This window comes from Rahnella sp. ATs2 (assembly GCF_051851855.1).
Taxonomy (GTDB): Bacteria; Pseudomonadota; Gammaproteobacteria; order Enterobacterales; family Enterobacteriaceae; genus Rahnella; species Rahnella variigena.
Map to the genome: position 1 here is coordinate 218,759 of NZ_JBLYPL010000009.1, position 21,974 is coordinate 240,732.

Consider the following 21,974-nt stretch of genomic DNA (forward strand, 5'->3'; position numbering starts at 1 on the left):
AACTTAAAACGCTATCTATTGCCAGTTAGCGGCTTAAGGCATCAGCCCTGTAAATCCTTTTGCACGGCCTGATTAAATTGCTCCATCGGGCAGAAACCTTGCTTATCAACGGTACAACCTTCGATTTGCAGCGTGACGCGTTCAGGTGGATTTTTCAGGCTCAGCGCTACATTGTTGCGCAGCTGACGGGCGGTCGGATATACATACTCGATTTTCATCAGGTCTTTATCGGTCTTTTTATCGTGCCAGCGCTGGAAGACTACTGTCCCGTTGATTGGCGTACGTTCGTACTGCCCCGGCAGCTGGTAATCCTGGGTTTTCAGTGCCGCAAGCAGTGACGCGATATTGGAATCATGCCCGACCAGCACCGCCAGTTTTGCCTGCTGCGCCGCTTTCTGATCGGCGGTCGTTGCCAGTTTCGGATCCAGCACACCGGAAATAAAGGTCAGCAACGGTTTAGCCGCGTTGGCAGCAATCGCCGGCGAGCCGAACAGCGTTTCGTGATAAAGATTTTTGATATCCTCCAGTTTCTTCCACTGCTCCGGCGTCGTTATTTTCCCCCACGCCACGTCTTTCATCGGGTAACCTTCGTAGTATTGCAGCATAAACGCATCCGCCGCACCGGTCGCCATACGCAGCGGCCCCGTAATACCCGGTTCTTTACCCTGCGTCAGCACGACTTCTGATGGCTGCGAAGCCAGATCGCACTGCTGTTTTTCTTTGCAGATTTTACTGTTTTTATAATCGAGGATACTTTCCAGCAGCTGGTAGTTTGGCTTGAGGCGCTGATTCAGCCCTGCCAGACCGCCATCCCCGGCATGCTGGTTAACCGAATTCAGCGCGTTGGTTTTGAAAGTATCGTTCACATCAGCGGTGATAATCGGATTGAACACCGGATCCATTTTGCCGATTTCTACGCGATTAATAACTGAAACGTCGCAGCCCGGGAAAGCACCGGTGGAGAAATGTTTTGCAGTATCAATGGTGCGCGGCAAGCTGTTGGCATAAGTAAAGACCTGCGCACTTTCCGGGCAGCCGGTTGCAGGCAGCAATTTATCTTTTGCCAGCCATGCGCGGAAGTACTGGCCCATATGTTCAGAATTCTGACCACCTTTCGGCGTCAGCAACCCACCTTCAGTTTTCCACACCGGCCAGGTGTGCGTCGTGGATTCGGCGAGCACGTCACCGTAATTGACCAGCGGCGCACGGATACCGTGACGGCTGAGCACCAGGACTTGCTGGAGTTCTAAATTATCAGACTGAGCCGCCTGAGCGGCAGGAAGCGAGAGGGGTAAAACGCAGGCAAGTGCAGATAACGCAAGATAACGGGATGCTTTTTTCACGAATGATCCTCTTGATGAAGTGTTTTACAGATTCCCTGAAAACAAAAAATCACCGCAGAACCCAACAGATTGATTCTTGCGGTGAATTTTTAGCATAGTGGAATATTCATCAAAATTGGGGGATCAGGTTCACAACCTGTGCCCGGACTTTGTTCAGTCACAAAACTCATTCATAAAGAAAGCGCTTCAGAACTGATACCGCAGCCAGGCAAAGAAAACGTTGCCGTTATTGTAGGTTCCCGGAATATACGTCGCCTGAAAGGTCAGTTTGTTATAGCCGATGGAAGCCAGCGGTAACACGATCGGAATAGGAATATAGTTATAGTCGTCACGCGCCGTCACCGCCGCGGTATAACCTAAACCTAACCGAAAGTTTTTATCTTCTGCAGGTGTCCATATTTTTTCCCAGCCATAACCGCCGATCGGTTCCCATTTATTATGGGAGTCTTTAAACGCCATAAAATAAATGCCGTTCCAGTTGCCTTTTTCATCATAACGGGAAATACCATAACCCCCGCCCCACGGACGTTCATTATAACGATCGGTTTTCTCTTTATCGTATGTCAGACGGTTATGCCAGGTGATCACCGGCAGATACAGATCCTGTGAATCAGAATCATTCCATGTCGTTGAGACTTTATCGGTAAAGTCTGACCACACGTTCGCAGCCAGCGATTTATACTGGATGGTATCCGGATCGCTGACCGGATTAATGCCGCTGTTATTTGCCCACACGGATGAGCTCATACCCAGCGTTAGTATCATACCTGCACAACCGATTACTTTCTTGATCATCATATCTGTAATAGCTCCCTGCGTCAGGAGAGTATCATAGACAAATAATGTCTTTATAAACTAAACAAAGAAGTAACAAAAAACGTCTGTTTATTCAATTTCATGAATTTAAAGTCTTTCCGTAATTCATTATAGGAATTATCCCTAAAATAGGTAGGGTCTGTTTAGGCAATTAATTTACTTAAAAAACTCACCAATAAGAATAAACCGAAAAACATAACGGGGATTTTCTTAATACTTTCCCCTCACCTTACTCAGACGATTAAAACTGAAAACGGAACCAGCCGAACAGGACGTTCCCTTTGCTGTTGGTTCCCGGCACGTAGGTTGTCTGGAATGTCAGCCTTGAATAGCCTGCTGATACCAGCGGCAGCACCATGGGAAAAGGAATGTAATCATAATTGTCACGGGCTGAAACGGCGGTAATGTACCCTGCCCCTAAGCGGAATTCTTTATCATCAAGCGGCTGCCATATCTTTTCATAAGCGTAACCGGCAACAGGCTCCCATTTATTAAAGGAATCTTTAAAGGCCATCGCATAAATGCCGTGCCAGTTTCCTTTCTCATCATAACGCGAAATACCGTAACCTCCGCCCCACGGATGTTCGTTATATCCTTCGATTTGTTTTTTGCTGTGTGTATGCCGGTTATGACGAGTTAATACAGGAAGAAAGAGATCTTGCTGCTGTGGTGCATCCCACGTTTCAGCAATATTATTTTTGAATGAAGCCCATAAGCCTTCATTATTTTCCTGCGGGGAAACATTCTCTACCGTGGAATTACCAGGATGATCCTGTGCCTGCACATTAAGGGATATTAATAATGAAAGCATAAAAATTGGGCAAGCGAGTGCTGCACGAATATTCGCGAAAATGATATTTTTCATTGGCGTATAAGCCCTGTTGAGTTGACCTGGGCATTATATGACGATGATTACATATAAATAGTTAATGATAAATTAAGCAACAATCAATTCAATGAATATTAAATGATATAACTATTGAAAAACAGAGAGTTAGCGTTACTTTAGTTGTGGTAAGTCAGACAAAAAAATCCGCAGGCTTTCGCACTGCGGATTTTTATTACTGGAGCTTATTTAGCATCAGCCAAGCTGTTTACGCGCATTACGGAACATGCGCATCCACGGGCTGTCTTCACCCCACTCTTCCGGATGCCAGGAGTTACTGACGGTACGGAAAACACGCTCAGGGTGCGGCATCATCACAGTAACGCGACCTGACAGGTTGGTCACCGCGGTGATCCCGTTCGGGGAACCGTTCGGGTTCGCAGGATACGCTTCGGTTGCCTGACCGTTATTATCCACAAAGCGCAGCGCCACCAGATTGCTGTGCTCGATTTGTGCCAGATGCGCAGCGTCACGCACTTCCACATGGCCTTCGCCGTGGGAAACCGCGATTGGCATACGTGAACCGGCCATCCCCTGCATGAACATCGACGGGCTGGCAGTCACTTCAACCAGGCTGAAACGCGCTTCAAAGCGGTCAGACAGGTTGCGCACGAAGCGTGGCCAATGTTCTGCGCCGGGGATCAGCTCTTTCAGGTTCGACATCATCTGACAGCCGTTACATACACCCAGCGCCAGCGTTTGCGGGCGGTGGAAGAATTCTTCGAACTCTTCACGCACGCGGTCGTTGAACAGCACTGACTTCGCCCAGCCTTCACCCGCGCCCAGCACATCACCGTATGAGAATCCGCCGCACGCCACCAGCGTATGGAAATCCTGCAAATCACGGCGACCCGCCAGCAAATCACTCATGTGGACATCAACCGCATCAAAACCGGCACGATGGAAGGCAGCTGCCATTTCAACGTGGGAGTTCACACCCTGCTCGCGCAGCACGGCAACTTTCGGACGCGCGCCCTTCGCGATGTAAGGTGCAGCCACGTCTTCGTCAGGGGCAAAGTTCAGTTTGACGTTCAGGCCCGGATCCAGATCGTTGGTTTTCGCCTGATGTTCCTGATCGGCACATTCAGGGTTGTCGCGCAAACGCTGCATCTGCCAGGTCGTTTCAGCCCACCAGGTACGCAGCGTGGTGCGGCTTTCGCTGTACACCGGCTTGTCACCCGAAGAAATGATGAAGCGGTCACCGGTTTCGACGCTGCCGAGGTAATGCGTGCAGTCTGCCAGACCAAAATCAGCCAGCGTTTTCTCAACCGCTTCACGGTCAGACGTACGCACCTGGATCACCGCGCCCAGTTCTTCGTTAAACAATGCCGCCAGCGAATCAGTGCCCAGCGCCGCGATATCTGCGGTCAGACCGCAATGTCCCGCGAAGGCCATTTCAGCCAACGTCACCAGCAGACCACCGTCGGAACGGTCGTGATAAGCCAGTAATTTCTGCTCAGACACCAGCACCTGCATGGCGTTGAAGAAACCACCCAGTTGCTCTGCACTGCGCACATCCGCTGGCGTATTGCCGAGCTGACGGTAAACCTGTGCCAGCGCCGTCGCGCCCAGTGCGTTATGACCGGCACCTAAATCGACCAGCAGCAACGCAGTGTCACCTTTATCGGTACGCAGTTGCGGCGTCACGGTGTGGCGCACGTCTTCGACGCGGGCAAACGCGGTGATCACCAGTGACAGCGGTGACGTCATCTCGCGTTGTTCATTACCTTCCTGCCAGCGGGTTTTCATCGACATTGAATCTTTGCCCACCGGAATGGTGATACCCAGCGCCGGACAAAGTTCTTCACCCACCGCTTTTACTGCGGCGTACAGACCCGCATCTTCGCCCGGGTGACCGGCCGCAGACATCCAGTTAGCAGAAAGCTTAACGCGTTTCAGGCTGCCGATTTCGACGGCGGCAATGTTAGTCAGCGCTTCGCCAACGGCCATGCGGCCAGAAGCGGCGAAATCCAGCAAGGCAATTGGCGCACGTTCGCCCAGTGACATCGCTTCGCCGTGATAGCTGTCGAGGCTGGCGGTGGTGACCGCACAGTCAGCGACCGGGATCTGCCACGGACCAACCATCTGGTCACGCGCCACCATGCCGGTGACGGTGCGGTCGCCGATGGTGATCAGGAAGGTTTTCTCTGCCACAGCGGGCAGATGCAGAACGCGTTTTACCGCTTCTGCAATCTGAATGTTTTCCGCATTCAGGTCGTCGCCTTTCGCCTTCAGCGTGGTGACATCGCGGGTCATTTTCGGGGTTTTACCCAGCAGAACGTCCAGCGGCATATCAATTGGCTGGTTGTCGAAATGGCTATCTTCCAGAGAAAGATGCATTTCTTCAGTCGCTTCACCAATCACGGCATAAGGTGCGCGCTCACGCTGGCAGATAGCATCAAACTGTTCCAGCTGAGCCGGAGAAACTGCCAGTACATAACGTTCCTGCGATTCGTTACACCAGACTTCCAGCGGGCTCATACCCGGTTCGTCGTTCAGGATGTCGCGCAGCTGGAAACGCCCGCCACGGTTGCCATCGCTGACCAGTTCCGGCATGGCGTTGGATAAACCGCCGGCACCGACGTCATGGATAAACAGGATCGGGTTGGCTTCGCCCAGCTGCCAGCAACGGTCGATCACTTCCTGACAACGGCGTTCCATTTCCGGGTTGTCGCGCTGTACGGAAGCAAAATCCAGATCCGCGTCAGACTGACCCGATGCCATGGAAGACGCCGCACCGCCGCCCAGACCGATATTCATCGCCGGACCACCCAGCACAATCAGTTTTGCGCCAACGGTGATTTCACCTTTCTGCACGTGATCCGCGCGGATGTTGCCAATACCACCGGCCAGCATGATCGGTTTGTGGTAACCGCGCAGCTCAGGGCCGTTGTGGCTGTTGACGTTTTCTTCGTAAGTACGGAAGTAGCCCAGCAGCGCCGGACGACCAAATTCGTTGTTAAACGCTGCGCCGCCCAGCGGGCCGTCGGTCATGATATCCAGCGCAGTAACGATACGATCGGGCTTACCGAAATCTTCTTCCCACGGCTGTTCAAAGCCAGGAATGCGCAGGTTGGAAACAGAGAAACCGACCAGACCGGCTTTAGGTTTTGCGCCGCGCCCCGTTGCACCTTCGTCACGGATTTCACCGCCTGAACCGGTTGCCGCACCCGGCCATGGAGAGATCGCCGTCGGGTGGTTATGGGTTTCTACCTTCATCAGGATATGCGCCTGCTCCTGATGGAAATCGTACAGACCGTCTTTCGCATCGGCGTAGAAACGGCCGACCTGCGAACCTTCCATCACGGCGGCGTTATCTTTATACGCGGACAGCACGTGGTCAGGGGTCTGTTCAAAGGTGTTTTTAATCATCTTGAACAGGGATTTCGGCTGAGTTTCGCCGTCGATAATCCAGTCTGCGTTGAAGATTTTGTGGCGGCAGTGTTCTGAGTTGGCCTGTGCGAACATATACAGTTCGATGTCTGTCGGGTTGCGCCCCAACGACGTAAAGGCTTCCATCAGGTAATCAATTTCATCCTGCGCCAGCGCCAGACCTAATTTGGTGTTGGCGGCTTCGAGTGCCCCACGGCCAACGCCGAGGATATCCACATGTTGCACCGGGGCTGGCTGATGCTGCGCGAACAGCGCGCTGGCATCTTCCAGACGTGCAAAGACGGTTTCCATCATGCGGTCATGCAGCAATGCGCCCAGTTCGTTCCACTGCGCTTCGGTCAGTTGCGGTGCCTGAACATAAAATGCCAGACCACGCTCAAGGCGCAGAACCTGTGACAAACCGCAATTGTGGGCGATGTCGGTAGCTTTGGAAGACCAGGGAGAAATGGTGCCCGGACGCGGGGTGACCAGCAATAAACGACCAGAAGGAGCGTGTTCAGCGAGAGAAGGACCGTATTTCAGGAGGCGTTGTAACTTAGTTTGTTCGTCCGAATTCAGCGGTGCGCTGACGTCGGCAAAGTGTACATATTCGGCGTAGATATCGCTGACCGGAAGATGTGCTTCCTGACAACGGGACAACAATTTGTTAATGCGAAAAGCCGACAAAGCGGGCGAACCACGCAGTATTTCCATAATCACAGATCTCTCGTCTTCGAAGACACTGACCACAGTGCTTCATTGGGCGCAACAGGGGGAAAACGCGGGCTATTATAAAGAAAGCTGGCGTCCGACGAAACCGTTTGCGTCGGGAAACTTCATATTCCTTTATAGCCTTACCGTTACCATGGCTATTATGAATAAAGTTGCAGACTGCCGTTTTGTTGAGCAAAATGCGTCAGCACTGGGGATATAACCATACTAACTGCACAGCATAGCGTAAAAAAACAAGAGCGCCGCAGCGAGATAACTATTTGACGCGACTAAAAATTAATTATGTTCTGATGGGGATCGCCGCCCTGTTACTGGCACTGGCTTTGTGGCCTGCCGTGCCGTGGCACAGGGGTGAAGGTGACCAGCTGGATCAGATAAAATCCCGTGGAGAATTGCGCGTCAGCACGCTCAATTCTCCACTGACTTTTATGGACTCCCCTGAAGGCAATCTGGGCTTCGATTATGAACTGGCTAAACGCTTCGCAGATTATCTGGGCGTGAAGCTGGTGATTTCTCAGCACACCACCATCGAGAGCATGTTCGACGATCTTGATCAGGGTAAAACCGACATGCTGGCTTCCGGTCTGGTGTACAACAATGAGCGCCTGAAAAACTACCGCGCCGGCCCGGAATACTATTCCGTATCGCAGCAGCTGGTTTACCGGCAGGGTGCCGTGCGCCCGAAAAGTTTCGCCGACATCAAAGGCTCGCTGGTGGTGTCTGCCGGCAGTGCGCATATCGCCACGCTGGAAGCTGCCAGCCAAAAATATCCAGACCTCACCTGGTCCACCACCGATAAATTGTCACCCCGCGACCTGTTGCAACAGGTTGAAAACGGCAAACTCGATTATACGCTGGGGGATTCGGTCACTATCGCCCTGATGCAGCGTGTCTATCCGCGCCTTGCGGTGGCCTTTGATGCCACAGACGACGAACCGGTCACCTGGTATTACCGCAAACAACCTGATGACGACAGCCTTGCTGCCGCTATGCTGGATTTCTTCAGTCAGATTTCAGAGGACGGTACGCTGGAAAAACTGGAGGAAAAATACCTCGGGCACGTAGGTGATTTCGATTATGTCGATACCCGTACTTTCCTGAACGCCATCGACACAACGCTGCCGGATTTGCAGCCGCTGTTTGAAAAATATGCTCAGAACATCGACTGGCGTTTGCTGGCCGCTATCGCTTATCAGGAATCTCACTGGGATCCGCTGGCGAAATCACCGACCGGTGTGCGTGGCGTAATGATGCTGACCCGCGCGACGGCTGGCGGGCTGAATGTCGATGACCGGACAGATGCCGAACAAAGTATCCGGGGCGGTGCGCAATATCTGTCGCATCTGATGGATAAAATGCCGGAATCTATTCCGCAGGATGAACGGATCTGGTTTGCACTGGCGGCCTATAACATGGGTTACGGCCATATGCTGGACGCCCGCAAGCTGACCGCACAGCAAAAGGGGAATCCGGACAGCTGGGCGGATGTGAAGCAACGGCTGCCGATGCTCAATCAGAAACGTTTCTTCAGCCGGACGACTTACGGTTATGCGCGCGGCACGCAGGCGTATAATTATGTGGAGAATATCCGCCGCTATCAGCTCAGTCTGGTGGGATATCTGATGGAAAAAGAGAAACAGCAGGCCCAGAAAGCGGCGCTACAGGCTCAGCTGGGTCAGGGCTATCCGGTGGTGGATGCACAGGAAGCGCTGGGGAAATAAGGCCTGAACAGCCTTATTCTTTGGGATTATCAGAAGTGATGTCACCGGCCTGAGCTGCGCGCTCTGCCAGCCGCAGCGCTTTTTTCTGGCTGCGGCGAAAACGAAAGAACGCACTCAGCTGTTCAGAACAGGCATCAGCCAGAACGCCCGCCGTAATTTCTACCTGATGATTCATGCCGGGATGGCGCAGAACATCCATCAGGGAACCCGCTGCACCGGTTTTGGCATCGGCTGCGCCATACACCACCCGACGGATCCGGCTGTGGACCATCGCGCCGGCGCACATGACGCAAGGCTCAAGAGTGACATACAGTATGGCATCCAGCAGGCGGTAGTTTTGCACCGCGCTGCCGCCCTGACGTAACGCCATGATTTCCGCGTGCGCCGTCGGATCATGATGTCCGATAGAACGGTTCCAGCCTTCGCCAATCACCTGATTGTCCAAAACCAGCACCGCGCCCACCGGCACTTCGCCCTCCTCCTGCGCCTTCAGCGCCAGAGTCATTGCGTATTGCATCCAGCGTTCATCGTCATTTATTTCTGCTAATTCTGTCACTGCCACTTCAACCTCAGTCATTTTAATCCGCGCCATTATACCTTTGTTCGCGCCGCCCGCCCACGGGCCATAATCGATATCGCGCGTACAGTTCATCAGCGGTAACAGGAAGTATTACTTAATGATGATAACCCGCGGTTCTGATAGCAGAAATGGCTTATGCCAACAGATAATAACCTTACATTTCATAGTCATTAGATCAGGGAATTAGCCGGGTTAATCTGCGTATTCTTGCGCCAGATCAAATGATGTTACCGGTAACAATATTAAGGTCTCCTTGTACCTACCAAGAGCTGACAACAAGGAAAACAATTATGGCTACTGCAACTTTCTTTATCCCGTCCGTGAACGTGATTGGTTCTGGCGCGCTTAATGATGCGGCTACCGCTATCGCTCAGCATGGTTTCCGCCACGCACTGATCGTCACGGATAAAGTGTTATTCGATATCGGCGTGGTTAAACAGGTTCAGGAATTACTGGCAAAAAGCGACGTGCAAAGCAGCGTTTATCATGGAACAAACCCTAACCCAACCACCCGCAATGTGCGTGAAGGGCTGGAGATCCTGAAAAAAAATGCCTGCGATTGCGTCATTTCACTTGGCGGCGGTTCACCGCATGACTGCGCCAAAGGTATCGCGCTGCTGGCCACTAATGGCGGCGACATCAATGATTACGAAGGCGTTGACCGTTCTGCTAAACCCCAGTTGCCGCTGATTTCTATCAATACTACTGCCGGTACGGCTTCAGAAATGACGCGTTTTTGCATCATTACCGATGAAGAACGCCACATCAAAATGGCTATCGTGGATAAAAACGTCACGCCGCTGATGTCAGTCAATGACCCGCATCTGATGGTCGGCATGCCAAAAGGGCTGACTGCTGCCACCGGGATGGATGCGCTGACCCACGCGATCGAAGCCTATGTATCCAGCGCGGCAAACCCGATAACGGATGCCTGTGCGCTGAAAGCGATTACCATGATTACCGACTCACTGCGCACGGCGGTGAAAGACGGTAAAAATATGCAGGCTCGCGAAGACATGGCTTACGCACAGTTTCTCGCCGGGATGGCATTTAACAATGCGTCGCTCGGTTATGTACACGCCATGGCGCACCAGTTAGGCGGGTTCTATAACCTGCCGCACGGTGTCTGTAATGCCGTCCTGCTGCCGTTTGTGCAGGAATACAACGCCCGCGTTGCCAGCCCGCGTCTGAAAGACGTTGCTGCCGCGATGCACATTGATGTTTCAGCGATGAGTGATGCAGAAGGTGCAAAAGCCTGTATCGATGCTATCCGTCAGCTGGCGCGTGATGTCGATATTCCTGCCGGATTACGCGACCTGAACGTGAAAGAAGAAGATTTTAATACGCTGGCGACCAATGCCCTGAAAGATGCCTGCGCACTGACTAACCCGATTCAGGGTACCCATGCCGATGTGGTCGGGATTTTCAAAGCCGCGTTCTGATTACTAAAGGACATGCACAAATAAAAACAGGCCAGAAATGGCCTGTTTTTTTGTCTGAAACATACCGCGGTATTTATTCCAGTTGCTGCAATTCGCCCTGCTTGCTGACACGAAAACGGTGCTCGCAAAAGAACAACAGCGGGTTGTCCTGCTTGCTGTCGCTGTAACCACTGTAAAGTTTAAGCGGTGAGCCAATCCGGCTTTCGAGCTGCACGACTTTTTCTTCCCCGAGACAGCGCAGAGGCAGCACCCAACCGCCTTTACCCCGCGCGATACGGCTGCCCACCAGACGTACCTGCGGTAAAAACAGCGATGCGTTATAAACCTGCTGCACCAGGTTCTCAGGAGAACCGGTGATCAGCCACACTTCGGTATCGTCGCTGTCCAGATATTCGCGCAACCGGCGTTGTACCACCGGAAACTCCACCACTTTTTCGCGAAACGCAGTCACGAATTGCAGTTCCAGCGCTTTCAGTCGTGCCTCACTGTGACCAAAGGTAATAGCCCACAGCAACAGACTCATCGGCCAGCGTGTTGCGCGCCCCTGAAAGAATAGTCCTGCTCCAATCAGCGGCAATAAAGGCACCACCAGAACCAGGTTCTGCGGCATTTTTTTTAGCAAAAAACGCAGGAAGGTTCCGAACATATCCTGCTGATGCAGCGTTCCATCCAGGTCAAAAAAGACCACCCGTCGATCAGGCTTCGTACTCAATCCATTACTCCTCGGGATCGTTAAACCCCATCAGCCAGGTAAAAATAAAACCAGCTAATACCGTAATGACTAAACCGGCCAGATACAACATCACTTTGCCAGAAATAATGGTCAGCGCCAGCGGCAACCCGGAAATACCAAACGTGATGACCGTAGCGACTTTCCAGTAACAGATTAGCGCGCCGCCCACGGCTCCGCCCAGACAGGCGCCAATAAATGGCCGGCCAAGCGGCAGCGTCACCCCGAAAATCAACGGTTCGCCGATGCCCAGTATTCCCACCGGCAGCGCACCTTTAATCACTTTTTTCAGCCGTGCGTTACGCGTTTTCATGTAAACCGCAATCGCCGCGCCGACCTGTCCGACACCCGCCATCGCCAGAATGGGCAACAGCGGATTGGAGCCGTGCGCCTGAATCAGCTCTACGTGGATGGGCACCAGCCCCTGATGAAGCCCGGAAAGCACCAGCGGCAGAAAGGCTCCGGCCAGCACTGCACCCACAAGTAATCCGCCTTTGTCGATAGCAATATTGACGCCATGCGCGATGCCGTCAGAGATATAACCGCCGATCGGCTGGAGGATAACAATTGCCAGCGTCGCAGTGATAAGCGTGGTGATCAGCGGATTGAGGATCAGTTCGACCGATTCCGGCAGCCACTGGCGCAGCCGTTTTTCGAGCCAGCACATCAGCGCGACGACCAGCAAGACAGCAATCACCCCGCCACGCCCCGGCTGTAATGTTTCTCCAAACAGCGTAATTTGCGCCAGCGCCGGACTGGAAAGGATCCCCGCCATCACGCCGCCCATGGCCTGTGAACCGCCAAACACGCGGGCAGCATTCACGCCGACCAGAATATTCATGATGGCAAATACGGCGCCGCCGAATATCGCCAGCAGGCCGAGAACATTAGGATAATCAGTCGCAATGGAACCGGCGATATCAGGCCGTTTGAGCAGATTAATAATGCCCATAATCAGACCTGAAGCGATAAATGCCGGGATCAGCGGAATGAAAACATCCGCCAGTTTTCGCAGCGCGCCACTCATCGGCGCTGAGTATTTGGCTTTGGCATTGGCTTTGTTGCGGGATATATCACTTTCACCCGCCGCACCCGCAGGGCTCAGCAACAGACGCATGGCGTCCACGACTTTTGCTGCTGCCCCAGGCCCGACGATAAACTGATGCTGCTCGCCCTGTCTGAGATAACCTTTAATCCCCTCCAGCGTTTTCAGGCTGGTCAGATCCAGACGTGCATCGTCATAAACTTCCACGCGCACACGGGTCATGCAGTTTTCCAGCTTGCTGATATTCCCTTCGCCGCCCACCCCCTGCAAAATCTTAGAAGCCAGCAGGTGAGTTTTATCCATTGCTGTCGCCATGCTTTTCTCCTGATTTAGCCCGCCAGCGCGGCGCGAAGGTAGCCGTTATGTTGCTCCAGACGCGCTTTTGCCTGTGGTGCATCAATGCCCGCCAGTAACATGAGAATGGCCGGTTTCACTTCGAAATCAGTCTGAGAAAGCGCCAGTTCAGCATCACTGCGTGCCGCGCCGGTAGCTTCCACAACGATGCGGCAGGCACGATCGACCAGTTTGACGTTGGTCGCTTTCACGTCGACCATCAGGTTCTGATAGACCTTGCCGGTTTTCACCATCGCACCGGTAGAAATCATGTTCAGTACCAGCTTCTGCGCAGTACCGGATTTCAGACGAGTGGAACCGGTCAGCGCCTCGGCCCCGACAACGGGAGAAATGGCGATCGTCGCTTCCTGCGCAATCGGTGAATCCGGATTACAGGAAATCGCCACCGTGGCACAACCCAGTTCCGTGGCGTAGCGCAACGCGCCGATCACGTAAGGTGTGCGGCCGCTCGCCGCTAATCCGACAACGGTGTCATCCGCGCTCAGATGCAGATTCTTTAAATCTTCAACACCCAGAGCTTCGCTGTCTTCGGCCCCTTCCACCGCTTTGAGTAATGCACCGGGACCACCGGCAATCAGGCCGACAACCATGCCGTGCGGCACGCCGAACGTTGGCGGACATTCCGATGCATCGAGAACGCCCAGACGCCCGCTGGTCCCCGCGCCGAGATAAATCAGACGACCGCCCGCTTTAAATGAGGCCGCGGCTTTATCGATCGCCTGCGCAATTTGCGGCAGAACTTTACTGATGGCCTCAGGGACTTTGCGGTCTTCCTGATTGAAACAGGTGGCTAATTCCAGTGAAGACATCTCATCTAAGTTGATCGTATCCGGATTACGGCTCTCGGAAACGAGTGCGCCTAAGTTAAGGGGGCTGTTCATGTTTTTCTCCTGAATTTTTAATTCAAATTTATTACATAATACTTGAATATTTTATTCATCATTGCGAGGAATATTTGCTATTTTAGATAACATAATCCGCAAAACGTGACCTACGTATTCTGAGAAGCCGGGATAAGCCACCATGAGTTGTATGATCCGTATCCGCCAGTTGTATCCGACACTGGCACAAAATGACCGTAAACTGGCTGATTTTTTACTGGCTCAGCCGGAAAAAGCGCGTCATATGAGCTCACAAAAACTGGCCGAAATGGCGGGAGTCAGCCAGTCTGGCGTGGTGAAGTTCGCGCAAAAACTCGGTTATAAAGGCTTTCCTGCACTGAAATTCGCCATGAGTGAATCCCTGGCATCCCCCAAGAACAGCGAACCTGTCACCGTACATAATCAGATCCTGAGCACCGACAGTCTGCACGTTGTGGGCGAGAAACTGCTGACAGAAAAACAATCGGCTTTGCGCGCAACGCTCGATATCAATAGCGAGCCCCGTTTGCAAATCGCATTGTCGATGCTGAGCAGTGCCCGAAAAATCATTCTGACGGGCATCGGGGCATCCGGACTGGTGGCTAAGGATCTGGCGTATAAGTTGTTGAAAATTGGCGTCACGGCCATCGCGGAGTCGGACACACATGTGCTGATTGCTACAGCTCAGGCGCTTTCAAAGGAAGATTTATTGCTGGCGATTTCGTTCAGCGGTGAACGCAGCGAAATCAATCTGGCGGCACGGGTTGCCCGGGAAAGTGGCGCTAAGGTGCTGGCGATCACCGGGTTTTCACCCAATACCCTGCAACAACAGGCCGATCACTGTTTGTACACCGTCGCAGAATTACCGACCACACGCGGAGCCGCGCTGTCGGCCACAACGGCACAATATTCACTGACCGATCTGCTTTTTGTTGCGCTGGTTCAGCAGGATACCGAACATGCACCGGAGCGGATCCGCCACAGCGAAGAACTGGTCAAAAAGCTGGTTTGATCAGGATCATTCGGGGAGCGGAAAGGCACTGACGTAGATCCTGTGCCAGCGCAATTCTGCTATACTGCGCGCCCTGATGACTGAACGATATGAGAAAACGCCATGGCCCTGCTGATCACACACAAATGCATTAATTGCGATATGTGCGAACCGGAGTGCCCGAATCAGGCGATCTCGATGGGCAATGATATTTACGAAATTGACAGCGATCGTTGCACGGAATGTGTCGGTCATTACGACAAACCGACCTGTCAGAGCGTCTGCCCAATCGACAATACCATCATCATCAATCCGCAACACACCGAAACTAACGAACAGCTTTGGGATAAGTTTGTGGTATTGCATCACGCCGTTTAACTGACGGAATGATGCAACAAATCAGTTTTCAATAATAACCGTCGCACAGGCATAACGGCGCTCATCGGCAAGCGTGACATGTACCGATTTCACGCCCATTTCCGCCGCCATTTCTGCCGCGCGGGCATGAAAAACCAGCCCCGGCTTACCCAGCACATCGTTGACTACTTCAAACTGCTCAAATGCCAGGCCGTTGCGAATACCGGTTCCCAGCGCTTTAGCTGCGGCTTCCTTGACGGCAAACCGCTTCGCCAGAAAACGAACCGGCTGCTGATGTTGCTGATAAACAGCCCATTCATTGGCGCATAAAATACGCTTCGCCAGCCGGTCGCCGCTGCGTTCAATCACTGCTTCGATACGGGAAATTTCAACAATGTCCGTACCTAAACCTAAAATGCTCATTACCGGCGGGCTTCTCTCATCAGATTTTTCATTTCACGTACTGCACCGGATAAGCCGTCGATAACCGCCTGACCGATGATAGCGTGGCCGATATTCAGCTCATGCATTTCCGGCAGTGCCGCGATCGGCTGCACGTTATGGTACGTCAGCCCGTGACCGGCGTTTACTTTCAAACCTTTGCCTGCTGCATAAGCTGCACCCTGCTTAATACGTTCCAGTTCAGCCTGACGCTCAAGGTCAGTCTTCGCTTCCGCATACGCACCGGTATGAATTTCGATGTAAGGCGCACCGACCGCGACGGCAGCATCAATCTGGCGCAAATCCGGGTCGATAAACAGGGAAACCAGAATGCCCGCTTCGCTCAGACGGGAAACGGCAACGGTCATTTTATCTATCTGACCGGCAACATCCAGACCGCCTTCGGTAGTCACTTCTTCGCGTTTTTCCGGCACCAGGCAGCAGAAATGCGGCAAAACTTCGCAGGCAATCCCGACCATTTCATCGGTGACAGCCATTTCGAGATTCATGCGGGTTTGGATAGTCTGACGCAGAAGGCGCACGTCGCGGTCGGTGATATGACGGCGATCTTCACGCAGGTGGACGGTGATCCCATCAGCACCAGCCTGTTCAGCGATGAATGCCGCCTGAACCGGATCAGGGTAAGCCGTACCGCGTGCATTACGCAGTGTCGCGATGTGATCAATGTTAACGCCCAACAGCAACTCAGCCATAACAGCTCCAGATTTGAGAATGAATTGATTTATGAGTGGATCAGAAAAGCTAATTTCTGCAGTTTACACCCTTGAGAGTAGCGACGTGTAGCCCGGAATCTGAATTAGCTGGAAGAATTGTCAGAAGGTGAGACAGGCTTTTTGACCTGAAACTGGCGAAATAGCTCACGACTTTTCAGGGGCTTGCCACCGAGATAGGGTTTCAGTGCCATGCGGGTAAAACGTTTTGCAGCACGCAACGTGGAGACATCCGGAAAATCCCGGCTGGCCAGCGCTTTCAAATCACGCCCGGTGAAGCTGGAATTATCAATGACCAGACTGGCTATAAAGCCTTTTTCTTCACGATAGCGGTAGGTCATGGTGTCGCTGACTTCTTCGCCACTGCCCGCGCAATGCAGGAAATCCACGCCATAGCCCAGATGGTGTAAAAGCGAGAGTTCAAACTGACGCAAAGCGTACTCAGGCGAACCACTGGCGCTGGCAAGATTTTGCAGACAATTAAGATAGTCGAAGAATAACGAAGAGTAATTAGCTTCCTGCTCAAGTACGCGGGAAACGAGTTCATTGACGTACAGGCCGCTGTAAAGCATCAGACCTGAAAGGGGAAGTGCCAGAGAAACCGGCTCGGCATTGCGCAGGGTTTTGACATCTCCCCGCCCGCTCCAGCGAACCAGTAAAGGTGTAAAAGGCTGCAGGCAGCCTTTTAAATTGGACCGGCGGCCACGCGCACCTTTAGCCAGTATGCGTACCCGCCCTTGTCCCTCAGTGAATAAATCCAGCATGAGACTGGTTTCACTGTAAGGTCGCCCATGCAAAACAAATGCGCGTTGCCAGCCTTCCATAGGCGCGGACCTTATAAGTCGTCTACATAACCCAGACTGCGCAGCGCACGTTCGTCGTCTGCCCAGCCGGATTTGACCTTAACCCACAACTCAAGATGGACTTTCGCTTCAAACATGTTTTCCATGTCCTGGCGGGCTTCTATGCCAATCGTCTTGATTTTAGAGCCTTTGTTGCCGATAACCATTTTCTTCTGGCCTTCACGTTCTACCAGAATCAGGCCATTGATATCGTAACCGCCGCGTTCATTGCTGACGAAGCGTTCGATTTCTACGGTCACGGAATACGGCAATTCTTCGCCGAGGAAACGCATCAGTTTTTCACGGATGATTTCAGAGGCCATGAAGCGCTGTGAACGGTCAGTGATGTAATCTTCCGGGAAGTGGTGAACCGCTTCCGGCAGACGTTTACGCACCAGAGCTGCAATGGTATCCACGTTGGTGCCTTTCTCTGCTGAGATAGGCACGATATCAACGAAGTTCATCTGCTCACTCAGGAATTGCAAATGTGGCAGCAATTTAGACTTATCGGTGACGTTATCAATCTTGTTGATTGCCAGCAGAACCGGTGATTTCAAATCACGCAGTTTGTTGACCACCATTTCGTCATCCGGAGTCCAGTGAGTGCCTTCAACCACGAAGATCACCAGTTCCACATCACCAATCGAGCTGCTTGCAGCACGGTTCATCAGACGGTTAATGGCACGTTTTTCTTCGATGTGCAGCCCCGGGGTGTCCACGTAGATAGCCTGATATGGCCCTTCGGTGTGGATACCCATGATGCGGTGACGCGTGGTTTGCGGTTTGCGGGAAGTAATGGAGATTTTCTGCCCCAATAATTCATTCAGCAAGGTAGATTTACCGACGTTAGGACGGCCTACGATTGCAACAAAACCACAGTAATTCTTTTCTTCGCTCATTCAAGCTCCAGCTGTATCAGCGCTTGTTCCGCTGCCGCCTGCTCGGCTTTACGGCGGCTTGAACCGGTTCCTACAACCGGCTGGTTCAAGCCACTGACCTGGCAGTGGATGGTAAACTCCTGATCGTGCGCTTCACCGCGAACCTGCACAACCAGATAAGAAGGCAACGGCAGATGACGACCTTGCAAAAACTCCTGTAAACGGGTTTTTGGGTCTTTCTGCTTATCACCGGGACTGATTTCGTCTAAACGACTACGGTACCAATCGAGAATCAGCTTTTCGACGGTCTGGATATCACTGTCCAGGAACACGCCGCCAATGAGTGCCTCCACCGTATCCGCAAGAATCGACTCGCGGCGGAAACCACCACTTTTCAATTCGCCCGGCCCTAAGCGTAAGCATTCTCCGAGATCGAATTCACGTGCCATTTCAGCTAACGTATTTCCACGTACCAGTGTGGCACGCATACGACTCATATCGCCCTCGTCTACACGAGGAAAGCGATGGTACAGCGCGTTAGCTATTACATAACTAAGAATTGAGTCACCCAGGAACTCTAAACGCTCATTGTGTTTACTGCTTGCGCTGCGGTGAGTCAGTGCCTGCAATAAAAGCTCCTGCTGTTGAAAAGTGTAGCCCAGCTTCCGCTGAAGCCTGTTTATTACGATGGGATTCATGAGTTACCAATAGATCAAGAATGCGTCAAAAACTTCAGCATACGGAACAGGCCTGCTTCGCCCTAAGCCAATCCAAAGCTGTTTCGTTTGCAGTGGCTCCTCCTGTTCGTTTTAAATAAAAACGTAAAATCAGGGGAGCCAACTTTTATCGCCCGAAAGGATATTCTACAACGAGTGGAAATATAATGCTGCGCTAACGGGCACCATTAATTAATGAATTCCACCGATACGGCTTAAACGAACACCGGTAGGCCATTCACCTTCCTGTTTTTTAAAGCTCATCCAAATTGCAGACGCTTTACCCACTAAATTCTTTTCAGGTACAAAGCCCCAATAACGGCTGTCAGCGCTGTTATCACGGTTATCGCCCATCATGAAATAATGGCCGGCAGGAACAACCCATGTCCCCAGCGGTTGGCCCGGTTGCTGATAATACGCACCCAGTTGGTCACGCGCGCCCGGCACAGTCAGAATACGATGCGTGACATTGCCCAGCGTTTCATTACGCTGAACAAGACGGACACCGTCCTGCGGAACATTGCCTGTCGGTGGCGTTTCAAAGAAACCACTGCTGGCTTCGCCACCAGAAGACTGGCCGAAAGTCTGCACGAAATCGCTGGCAACGCCGGTGTCATAAGTCACCGCCAAAGCCGTGTTGCAATTTTTGCCGCTGTCGCAGGCTGGCTGAACGGTCACCTGCTTACTGAACGGATCGTACGTCACCCGGTCGCCCGGCAAACCGACCAGACGTTTAATATAGTCCACGCTTGGATTAAGCGGATATTTAAATACCACCACATCGCCGCGTTTTGGTTCACCGGTCGGGATAAGCTTGGTCTGAGTAATAGGATCCTTCAGACCATAAGCATATTTCTCAACCACAATGAAATCGCCAATAAGCAGCGTTGGCATCATAGAGCCAGATGGGATCTGGAACGGTTCATAAATAAATGAACGCACCACAAACACAACTAACAATACCGGGAATACAGAAGCACAGGTTTCCACCCAGCCTGGCTGCTTCGCGACTTTGCTCAGCGTTGTATCGTCAACCGCCCCACCCGTTTCAGCCTTAATTTTCGCAATTTTAGCCCGGCGTGCAGGTGCCAGCTTGAAACGATCAAGGCACCAGATAATCCCTGAAACCAGCGTTGCAATCGCCAGGATCAAGGCAAACATGTTAGCCATGCATACTCCCTACAACTCAATGAGGATTTATTTGCTTTCTTTACCCACGTGAAGAATGGCCAGGAACGCTTCCTGCGGTAACTCAACGTTACCCACTTGTTTCATGCGTTTCTTACCGTCTTTCTGCTTCTGCAGAAGTTTCTTCTTACGGCTGACGTCACCGCCATAACATTTGGCGAGAACGTTTTTACGTAATTGCTTCACGGTGGAACGGGCAATGATGTGAGCACCAATTGCCGCCTGAATAGCAATGTCGAACTGCTGACGCGGGATCAGTTCCTGCATCTTCTCAACCAGCTGGCGTCCACGGAACTGTGAATTGCCACGGTGAGTAATCAGTGCCAGTGCATCCACACGGTCGCCGTTGATTAGAACATCAACACGTACCATGTCAGAAGCCTGAAAACGTTTGAAATTGTAATCGAGGGACGCATAGCCGCGCGATGTTGATTTCAGACGGTCGAAGAAATCGAGGACTACTTCAGCCATCGGAATTTCATACGTCAGCGCAACCTGATTGCCGTGATAGACCATATTGGTCTGCACGCCACGTTTCTCAATACACAAGGTGATCACGCTGCCCAGATATTCCTGCGGCATCAGCATGTGACACTCAGCAATTGGCTCGCGTAATTCCAGAATGTTATTCAGCGCCGGAAGCTTAGACGGGCTGTCGACATAGATAGTTTCGTTGCCGGTAGTCAGAACTTCGTACACAACGGTCGGTGCCGTCGTGATCAAGTCCAGATCGTATTCACGTTCCAGACGTTCCTGAATGATTTCCATGTGCAGCAGACCGAGGAAGCCACAACGGAAACCAAAGCCCAGCGCGGTAGAACTTTCCGGTTCATAGAACAGGGAAGCATCGTTGAGGCTCAATTTGCCTAACGCATCGCGGAAGTTTTCATAGTCATCGGAACTGACCGGGAACAGACCGGCATACACCTGAGGTTTCACTTTCTTGAAACCAGGCAAAGCCTTTTCTGCAGGCTGACGAGCCAGCGTCAGGGTATCGCCCACTGGTGCGCCAAGGATGTCTTTGATCGCACAAACCAGCCAGCCTACTTCGCCGCAGTTCAGAATGTCTTTATCAACACGTTTAGGCGTGAAGATACCCAGACGATCGGCGTTATACACCTGTCCGGTACTCATTACTTTGATTTTGTCGCCCTTTCTCATGGTGCCGTTTTTGATACGCACCAGAGAAACCACGCCAAGATAGTTGTCGAACCAGGAGTCGATGATCAGTGCCTGCAATGGCGCATCAGGATCACCTTCCGGTGGCGGAACATCACGCACCAGACGCTCCAGAACTTCAGGCACACCCACACCGGTTTTAGCTGAACAACGGACTGCATCCGTCGCATCAATTCCCACGATGTCTTCGATTTCCTGAGCTGCGCGGTCAGGATCAGCAGCAGGCAAATCGATTTTGTTCAGAACCGGAACTACTTCCAGATCCATTTCCATCGCGGTGTAGCAGTTCGCCAGCGTCTGCGCTTCTACGCCCTGCCCCGCATCCACGACCAGCAATGCGCCTTCACAAGCGGCCAGTGATCGGGAAACTTCGTAGGAGAAGTCGACATGTCCGGGAGTATCGATAAAGTTCAGGTGGTAAACCTGCCCATCTTTCGCTTTGTAATCAAGCGTCACGCTCTGCGCTTTGATGGTGATACCGCGCTCGCGCTCAAGATCCATAGAATCGAGAACCTGCGCTTCCATTTCACGATCGGACAAGCCGCCGCAAATTTGAATAATACGGTCTGACAGCGTCGACTTACCGTGGTCAATGTGGGCAATAATGGAGAAATTTCGTATATGCTTCATTATAAAAGTTTTTCTACCTTGGTATTTCTGAATCATTCGCCATGAACATACAGCGACGGTTTGTAGGTTGGCTGTCTTTCGCCTAAGTCGCAGCATTCTACATGCCAGCACCGTGAAAACCTAGTCTCGGTACATCCTAA

The 21,974-nt window shown here is 52.2% G+C and carries 19 protein-coding genes; 4 read left to right on the forward strand and 15 right to left on the reverse strand.

The window, feature by feature from the left end; all coding sequences use genetic code 11:
• Positions 1-41: 41 nt before the first annotated feature.
• From agp to purL, 4 genes are all read right to left on the reverse strand, one after another.
• The gene (gene agp / locus ACJY2G_RS12030; RefSeq protein ID WP_430318881.1) at positions 42-1,343 is read right to left on the reverse strand and encodes a bifunctional glucose-1-phosphatase/inositol phosphatase; all 1,302 of its coding nucleotides are present in this window, start codon (positions 1,341-1,343) and stop codon (positions 42-44) included.
• 186 nt (positions 1,344-1,529) lie between these two features.
• The gene (gene pagP / locus ACJY2G_RS12035) at positions 1,530-2,141 is read right to left on the reverse strand and encodes a lipid IV(A) palmitoyltransferase PagP (RefSeq protein ID WP_112288200.1); all 612 of its coding nucleotides are present in this window, start codon (positions 2,139-2,141) and stop codon (positions 1,530-1,532) included.
• Between the two features lie 259 nt (positions 2,142-2,400).
• Complete coding sequence (gene pagP / locus ACJY2G_RS12040; RefSeq protein ID WP_430318880.1) at positions 2,401-3,024, reverse strand: lipid IV(A) palmitoyltransferase PagP; 624 nt, start codon at positions 3,022-3,024, stop codon at positions 2,401-2,403.
• A 216-nt stretch (positions 3,025-3,240) separates the two neighbouring features.
• A complete protein-coding gene (purL, locus tag ACJY2G_RS12045; RefSeq protein ID WP_430318879.1) occupies positions 3,241-7,131 on the reverse strand; it encodes a phosphoribosylformylglycinamidine synthase in 3,891 nt (1,296 codons plus the stop codon).
• A 278-nt stretch (positions 7,132-7,409) separates the two neighbouring features.
• Here purL and mltF point away from each other — a divergent pair, with 278 nt between their 5' ends.
• Positions 7,410-8,870 carry a membrane-bound lytic murein transglycosylase MltF gene (gene mltF / locus ACJY2G_RS12050; protein WP_430318878.1) on the forward strand — a complete coding sequence of 487 codons (1,461 nt, stop codon included), beginning with the start codon at positions 7,410-7,412 and terminating at the stop codon, positions 8,868-8,870.
• Positions 8,871-8,883: 13 nt separating this feature from the next.
• On the opposite strand, the gene tadA is transcribed toward mltF, so the two are convergent.
• The gene (gene tadA / locus ACJY2G_RS12055; RefSeq protein WP_120161145.1) at positions 8,884-9,447 is read right to left on the reverse strand and encodes a tRNA adenosine(34) deaminase TadA; all 564 of its coding nucleotides are present in this window, start codon (positions 9,445-9,447) and stop codon (positions 8,884-8,886) included.
• 293 nt (positions 9,448-9,740) lie between these two features.
• Between tadA and yiaY the strand changes: the two genes are divergently transcribed.
• On the forward strand, positions 9,741-10,892 hold the full coding sequence (gene yiaY, locus ACJY2G_RS12060; protein WP_120160863.1) for an L-threonine dehydrogenase: 1,152 nt from the start codon (positions 9,741-9,743) through the stop codon (positions 10,890-10,892).
• 73 nt (positions 10,893-10,965) lie between these two features.
• Here the strand turns inward: yiaY and yfhb are convergent, their stop codons facing one another.
• Genes yfhb through murQ form a run of 3 tightly spaced genes read right to left on the reverse strand, consistent with a single transcriptional unit; the run spans position 10,966 to position 13,902 of the window.
• The gene (gene yfhb / locus ACJY2G_RS12065; RefSeq protein WP_113876182.1) at positions 10,966-11,604 is read right to left on the reverse strand and encodes a phosphatidylglycerophosphatase C; all 639 of its coding nucleotides are present in this window, start codon (positions 11,602-11,604) and stop codon (positions 10,966-10,968) included.
• Between the two features lie 4 nt (positions 11,605-11,608).
• A complete protein-coding gene (locus tag ACJY2G_RS12070; protein WP_430319101.1) occupies positions 11,609-12,970 on the reverse strand; it encodes a PTS transporter subunit EIIC in 1,362 nt (453 codons plus the stop codon).
• Positions 12,971-12,996: 26 nt separating this feature from the next.
• On the reverse strand, positions 12,997-13,902 hold the full coding sequence (gene murQ / locus ACJY2G_RS12075) for an N-acetylmuramic acid 6-phosphate etherase (RefSeq protein WP_430318877.1): 906 nt from the start codon (positions 13,900-13,902) through the stop codon (positions 12,997-12,999).
• Between the two features lie 142 nt (positions 13,903-14,044).
• Between murQ and ACJY2G_RS12080 the strand changes: the two genes are divergently transcribed.
• On the forward strand, positions 14,045-14,893 hold the full coding sequence (locus ACJY2G_RS12080) for a MurR/RpiR family transcriptional regulator (RefSeq protein WP_439291768.1): 849 nt from the start codon (positions 14,045-14,047) through the stop codon (positions 14,891-14,893).
• A gap of 102 nt (positions 14,894-14,995) precedes the next feature.
• Positions 14,996-15,250: a YfhL family 4Fe-4S dicluster ferredoxin gene (locus ACJY2G_RS12085; RefSeq protein ID WP_113876185.1), complete on the forward strand. Its 255-nt coding sequence runs from the start codon at positions 14,996-14,998 to the stop codon at positions 15,248-15,250.
• A gap of 21 nt (positions 15,251-15,271) precedes the next feature.
• On the opposite strand, the gene acpS is transcribed toward ACJY2G_RS12085, so the two are convergent.
• The 7 genes from acpS to lepA form a co-directional block, all read right to left on the reverse strand.
• Complete coding sequence (gene acpS, locus ACJY2G_RS12090; RefSeq protein ID WP_112288191.1) at positions 15,272-15,652, reverse strand: holo-ACP synthase; 381 nt, start codon at positions 15,650-15,652, stop codon at positions 15,272-15,274.
• Positions 15,652-16,383: a pyridoxine 5'-phosphate synthase gene (gene pdxJ / locus ACJY2G_RS12095; protein WP_112288190.1), complete on the reverse strand. Its 732-nt coding sequence runs from the start codon at positions 16,381-16,383 to the stop codon at positions 15,652-15,654. The genes acpS and pdxJ overlap by 1 nt, the downstream gene beginning before the upstream one ends.
• A gap of 104 nt (positions 16,384-16,487) precedes the next feature.
• Positions 16,488-17,225 carry a DNA repair protein RecO gene (gene recO / locus ACJY2G_RS12100; protein ID WP_430318876.1) on the reverse strand — a complete coding sequence of 246 codons (738 nt, stop codon included), beginning with the start codon at positions 17,223-17,225 and terminating at the stop codon, positions 16,488-16,490.
• A gap of 11 nt (positions 17,226-17,236) precedes the next feature.
• A complete protein-coding gene (era, locus tag ACJY2G_RS12105) occupies positions 17,237-18,142 on the reverse strand; it encodes a GTPase Era (protein WP_112288188.1) in 906 nt (301 codons plus the stop codon).
• Positions 18,139-18,819, reverse strand: coding sequence for a ribonuclease III (gene rnc, locus ACJY2G_RS12110; protein WP_013576719.1), 681 nt, complete (start codon positions 18,817-18,819; stop codon positions 18,139-18,141). The genes era and rnc overlap by 4 nt, the downstream gene beginning before the upstream one ends.
• Positions 18,820-19,029: 210 nt before the next feature.
• On the reverse strand, positions 19,030-20,007 hold the full coding sequence (gene lepB / locus ACJY2G_RS12115; RefSeq protein ID WP_112288187.1) for a signal peptidase I: 978 nt from the start codon (positions 20,005-20,007) through the stop codon (positions 19,030-19,032).
• Between the two features lie 27 nt (positions 20,008-20,034).
• A complete protein-coding gene (gene lepA / locus ACJY2G_RS12120) occupies positions 20,035-21,834 on the reverse strand; it encodes a translation elongation factor 4 (RefSeq protein ID WP_112288186.1) in 1,800 nt (599 codons plus the stop codon).
• Positions 21,835-21,974 lie beyond the last annotated feature (140 nt).

Bases quoted from the DNA above. Each gene is read 5' to 3' on its own strand.
- pagP (WP_112288200.1), bottom strand. From the start codon at position 2,141: ATGATGATCAAGAAAGTAATCGGTTGTGCAGGTATGATACTAACGCTG.
- pagP (WP_430318880.1), bottom strand. From the start codon at position 3,024: ATGAAAAATATCATTTTCGCGAATATTCGTGCAGCACTCGCTTGCCCA.
- purL (WP_430318879.1), bottom strand. From the start codon at position 7,131: ATGGAAATACTGCGTGGTTCGCCCGCTTTGTCGGCTTTTCGCATTAAC.
- tadA (WP_120161145.1), bottom strand. From the start codon at position 9,447: ATGACTGAGGTTGAAGTGGCAGTGACAGAATTAGCAGAAATAAATGAC.
- yiaY (WP_120160863.1), top strand. From the start codon at position 9,741: ATGGCTACTGCAACTTTCTTTATCCCGTCCGTGAACGTGATTGGTTCT.
- ACJY2G_RS12070 (WP_430319101.1), bottom strand. From the start codon at position 12,970: ATGGATAAAACTCACCTGCTGGCTTCTAAGATTTTGCAGGGGGTGGGC.
- murQ (WP_430318877.1), bottom strand. From the start codon at position 13,902: ATGAACAGCCCCCTTAACTTAGGCGCACTCGTTTCCGAGAGCCGTAAT.
- ACJY2G_RS12080 (WP_439291768.1), top strand. From the start codon at position 14,045: ATGAGTTGTATGATCCGTATCCGCCAGTTGTATCCGACACTGGCACAA.
- ACJY2G_RS12085 (WP_113876185.1), top strand. From the start codon at position 14,996: ATGGCCCTGCTGATCACACACAAATGCATTAATTGCGATATGTGCGAA.
- acpS (WP_112288191.1), bottom strand. From the start codon at position 15,652: ATGAGCATTTTAGGTTTAGGTACGGACATTGTTGAAATTTCCCGTATC.
- pdxJ (WP_112288190.1), bottom strand. From the start codon at position 16,383: ATGGCTGAGTTGCTGTTGGGCGTTAACATTGATCACATCGCGACACTG.
- recO (WP_430318876.1), bottom strand. From the start codon at position 17,225: ATGGAAGGCTGGCAACGCGCATTTGTTTTGCATGGGCGACCTTACAGT.
- era (WP_112288188.1), bottom strand. From the start codon at position 18,142: ATGAGCGAAGAAAAGAATTACTGTGGTTTTGTTGCAATCGTAGGCCGT.
- rnc (WP_013576719.1), bottom strand. From the start codon at position 18,819: ATGAATCCCATCGTAATAAACAGGCTTCAGCGGAAGCTGGGCTACACT.
- lepB (WP_112288187.1), bottom strand. From the start codon at position 20,007: ATGGCTAACATGTTTGCCTTGATCCTGGCGATTGCAACGCTGGTTTCA.
- lepA (WP_112288186.1), bottom strand. From the start codon at position 21,834: ATGAAGCATATACGAAATTTCTCCATTATTGCCCACATTGACCACGGT.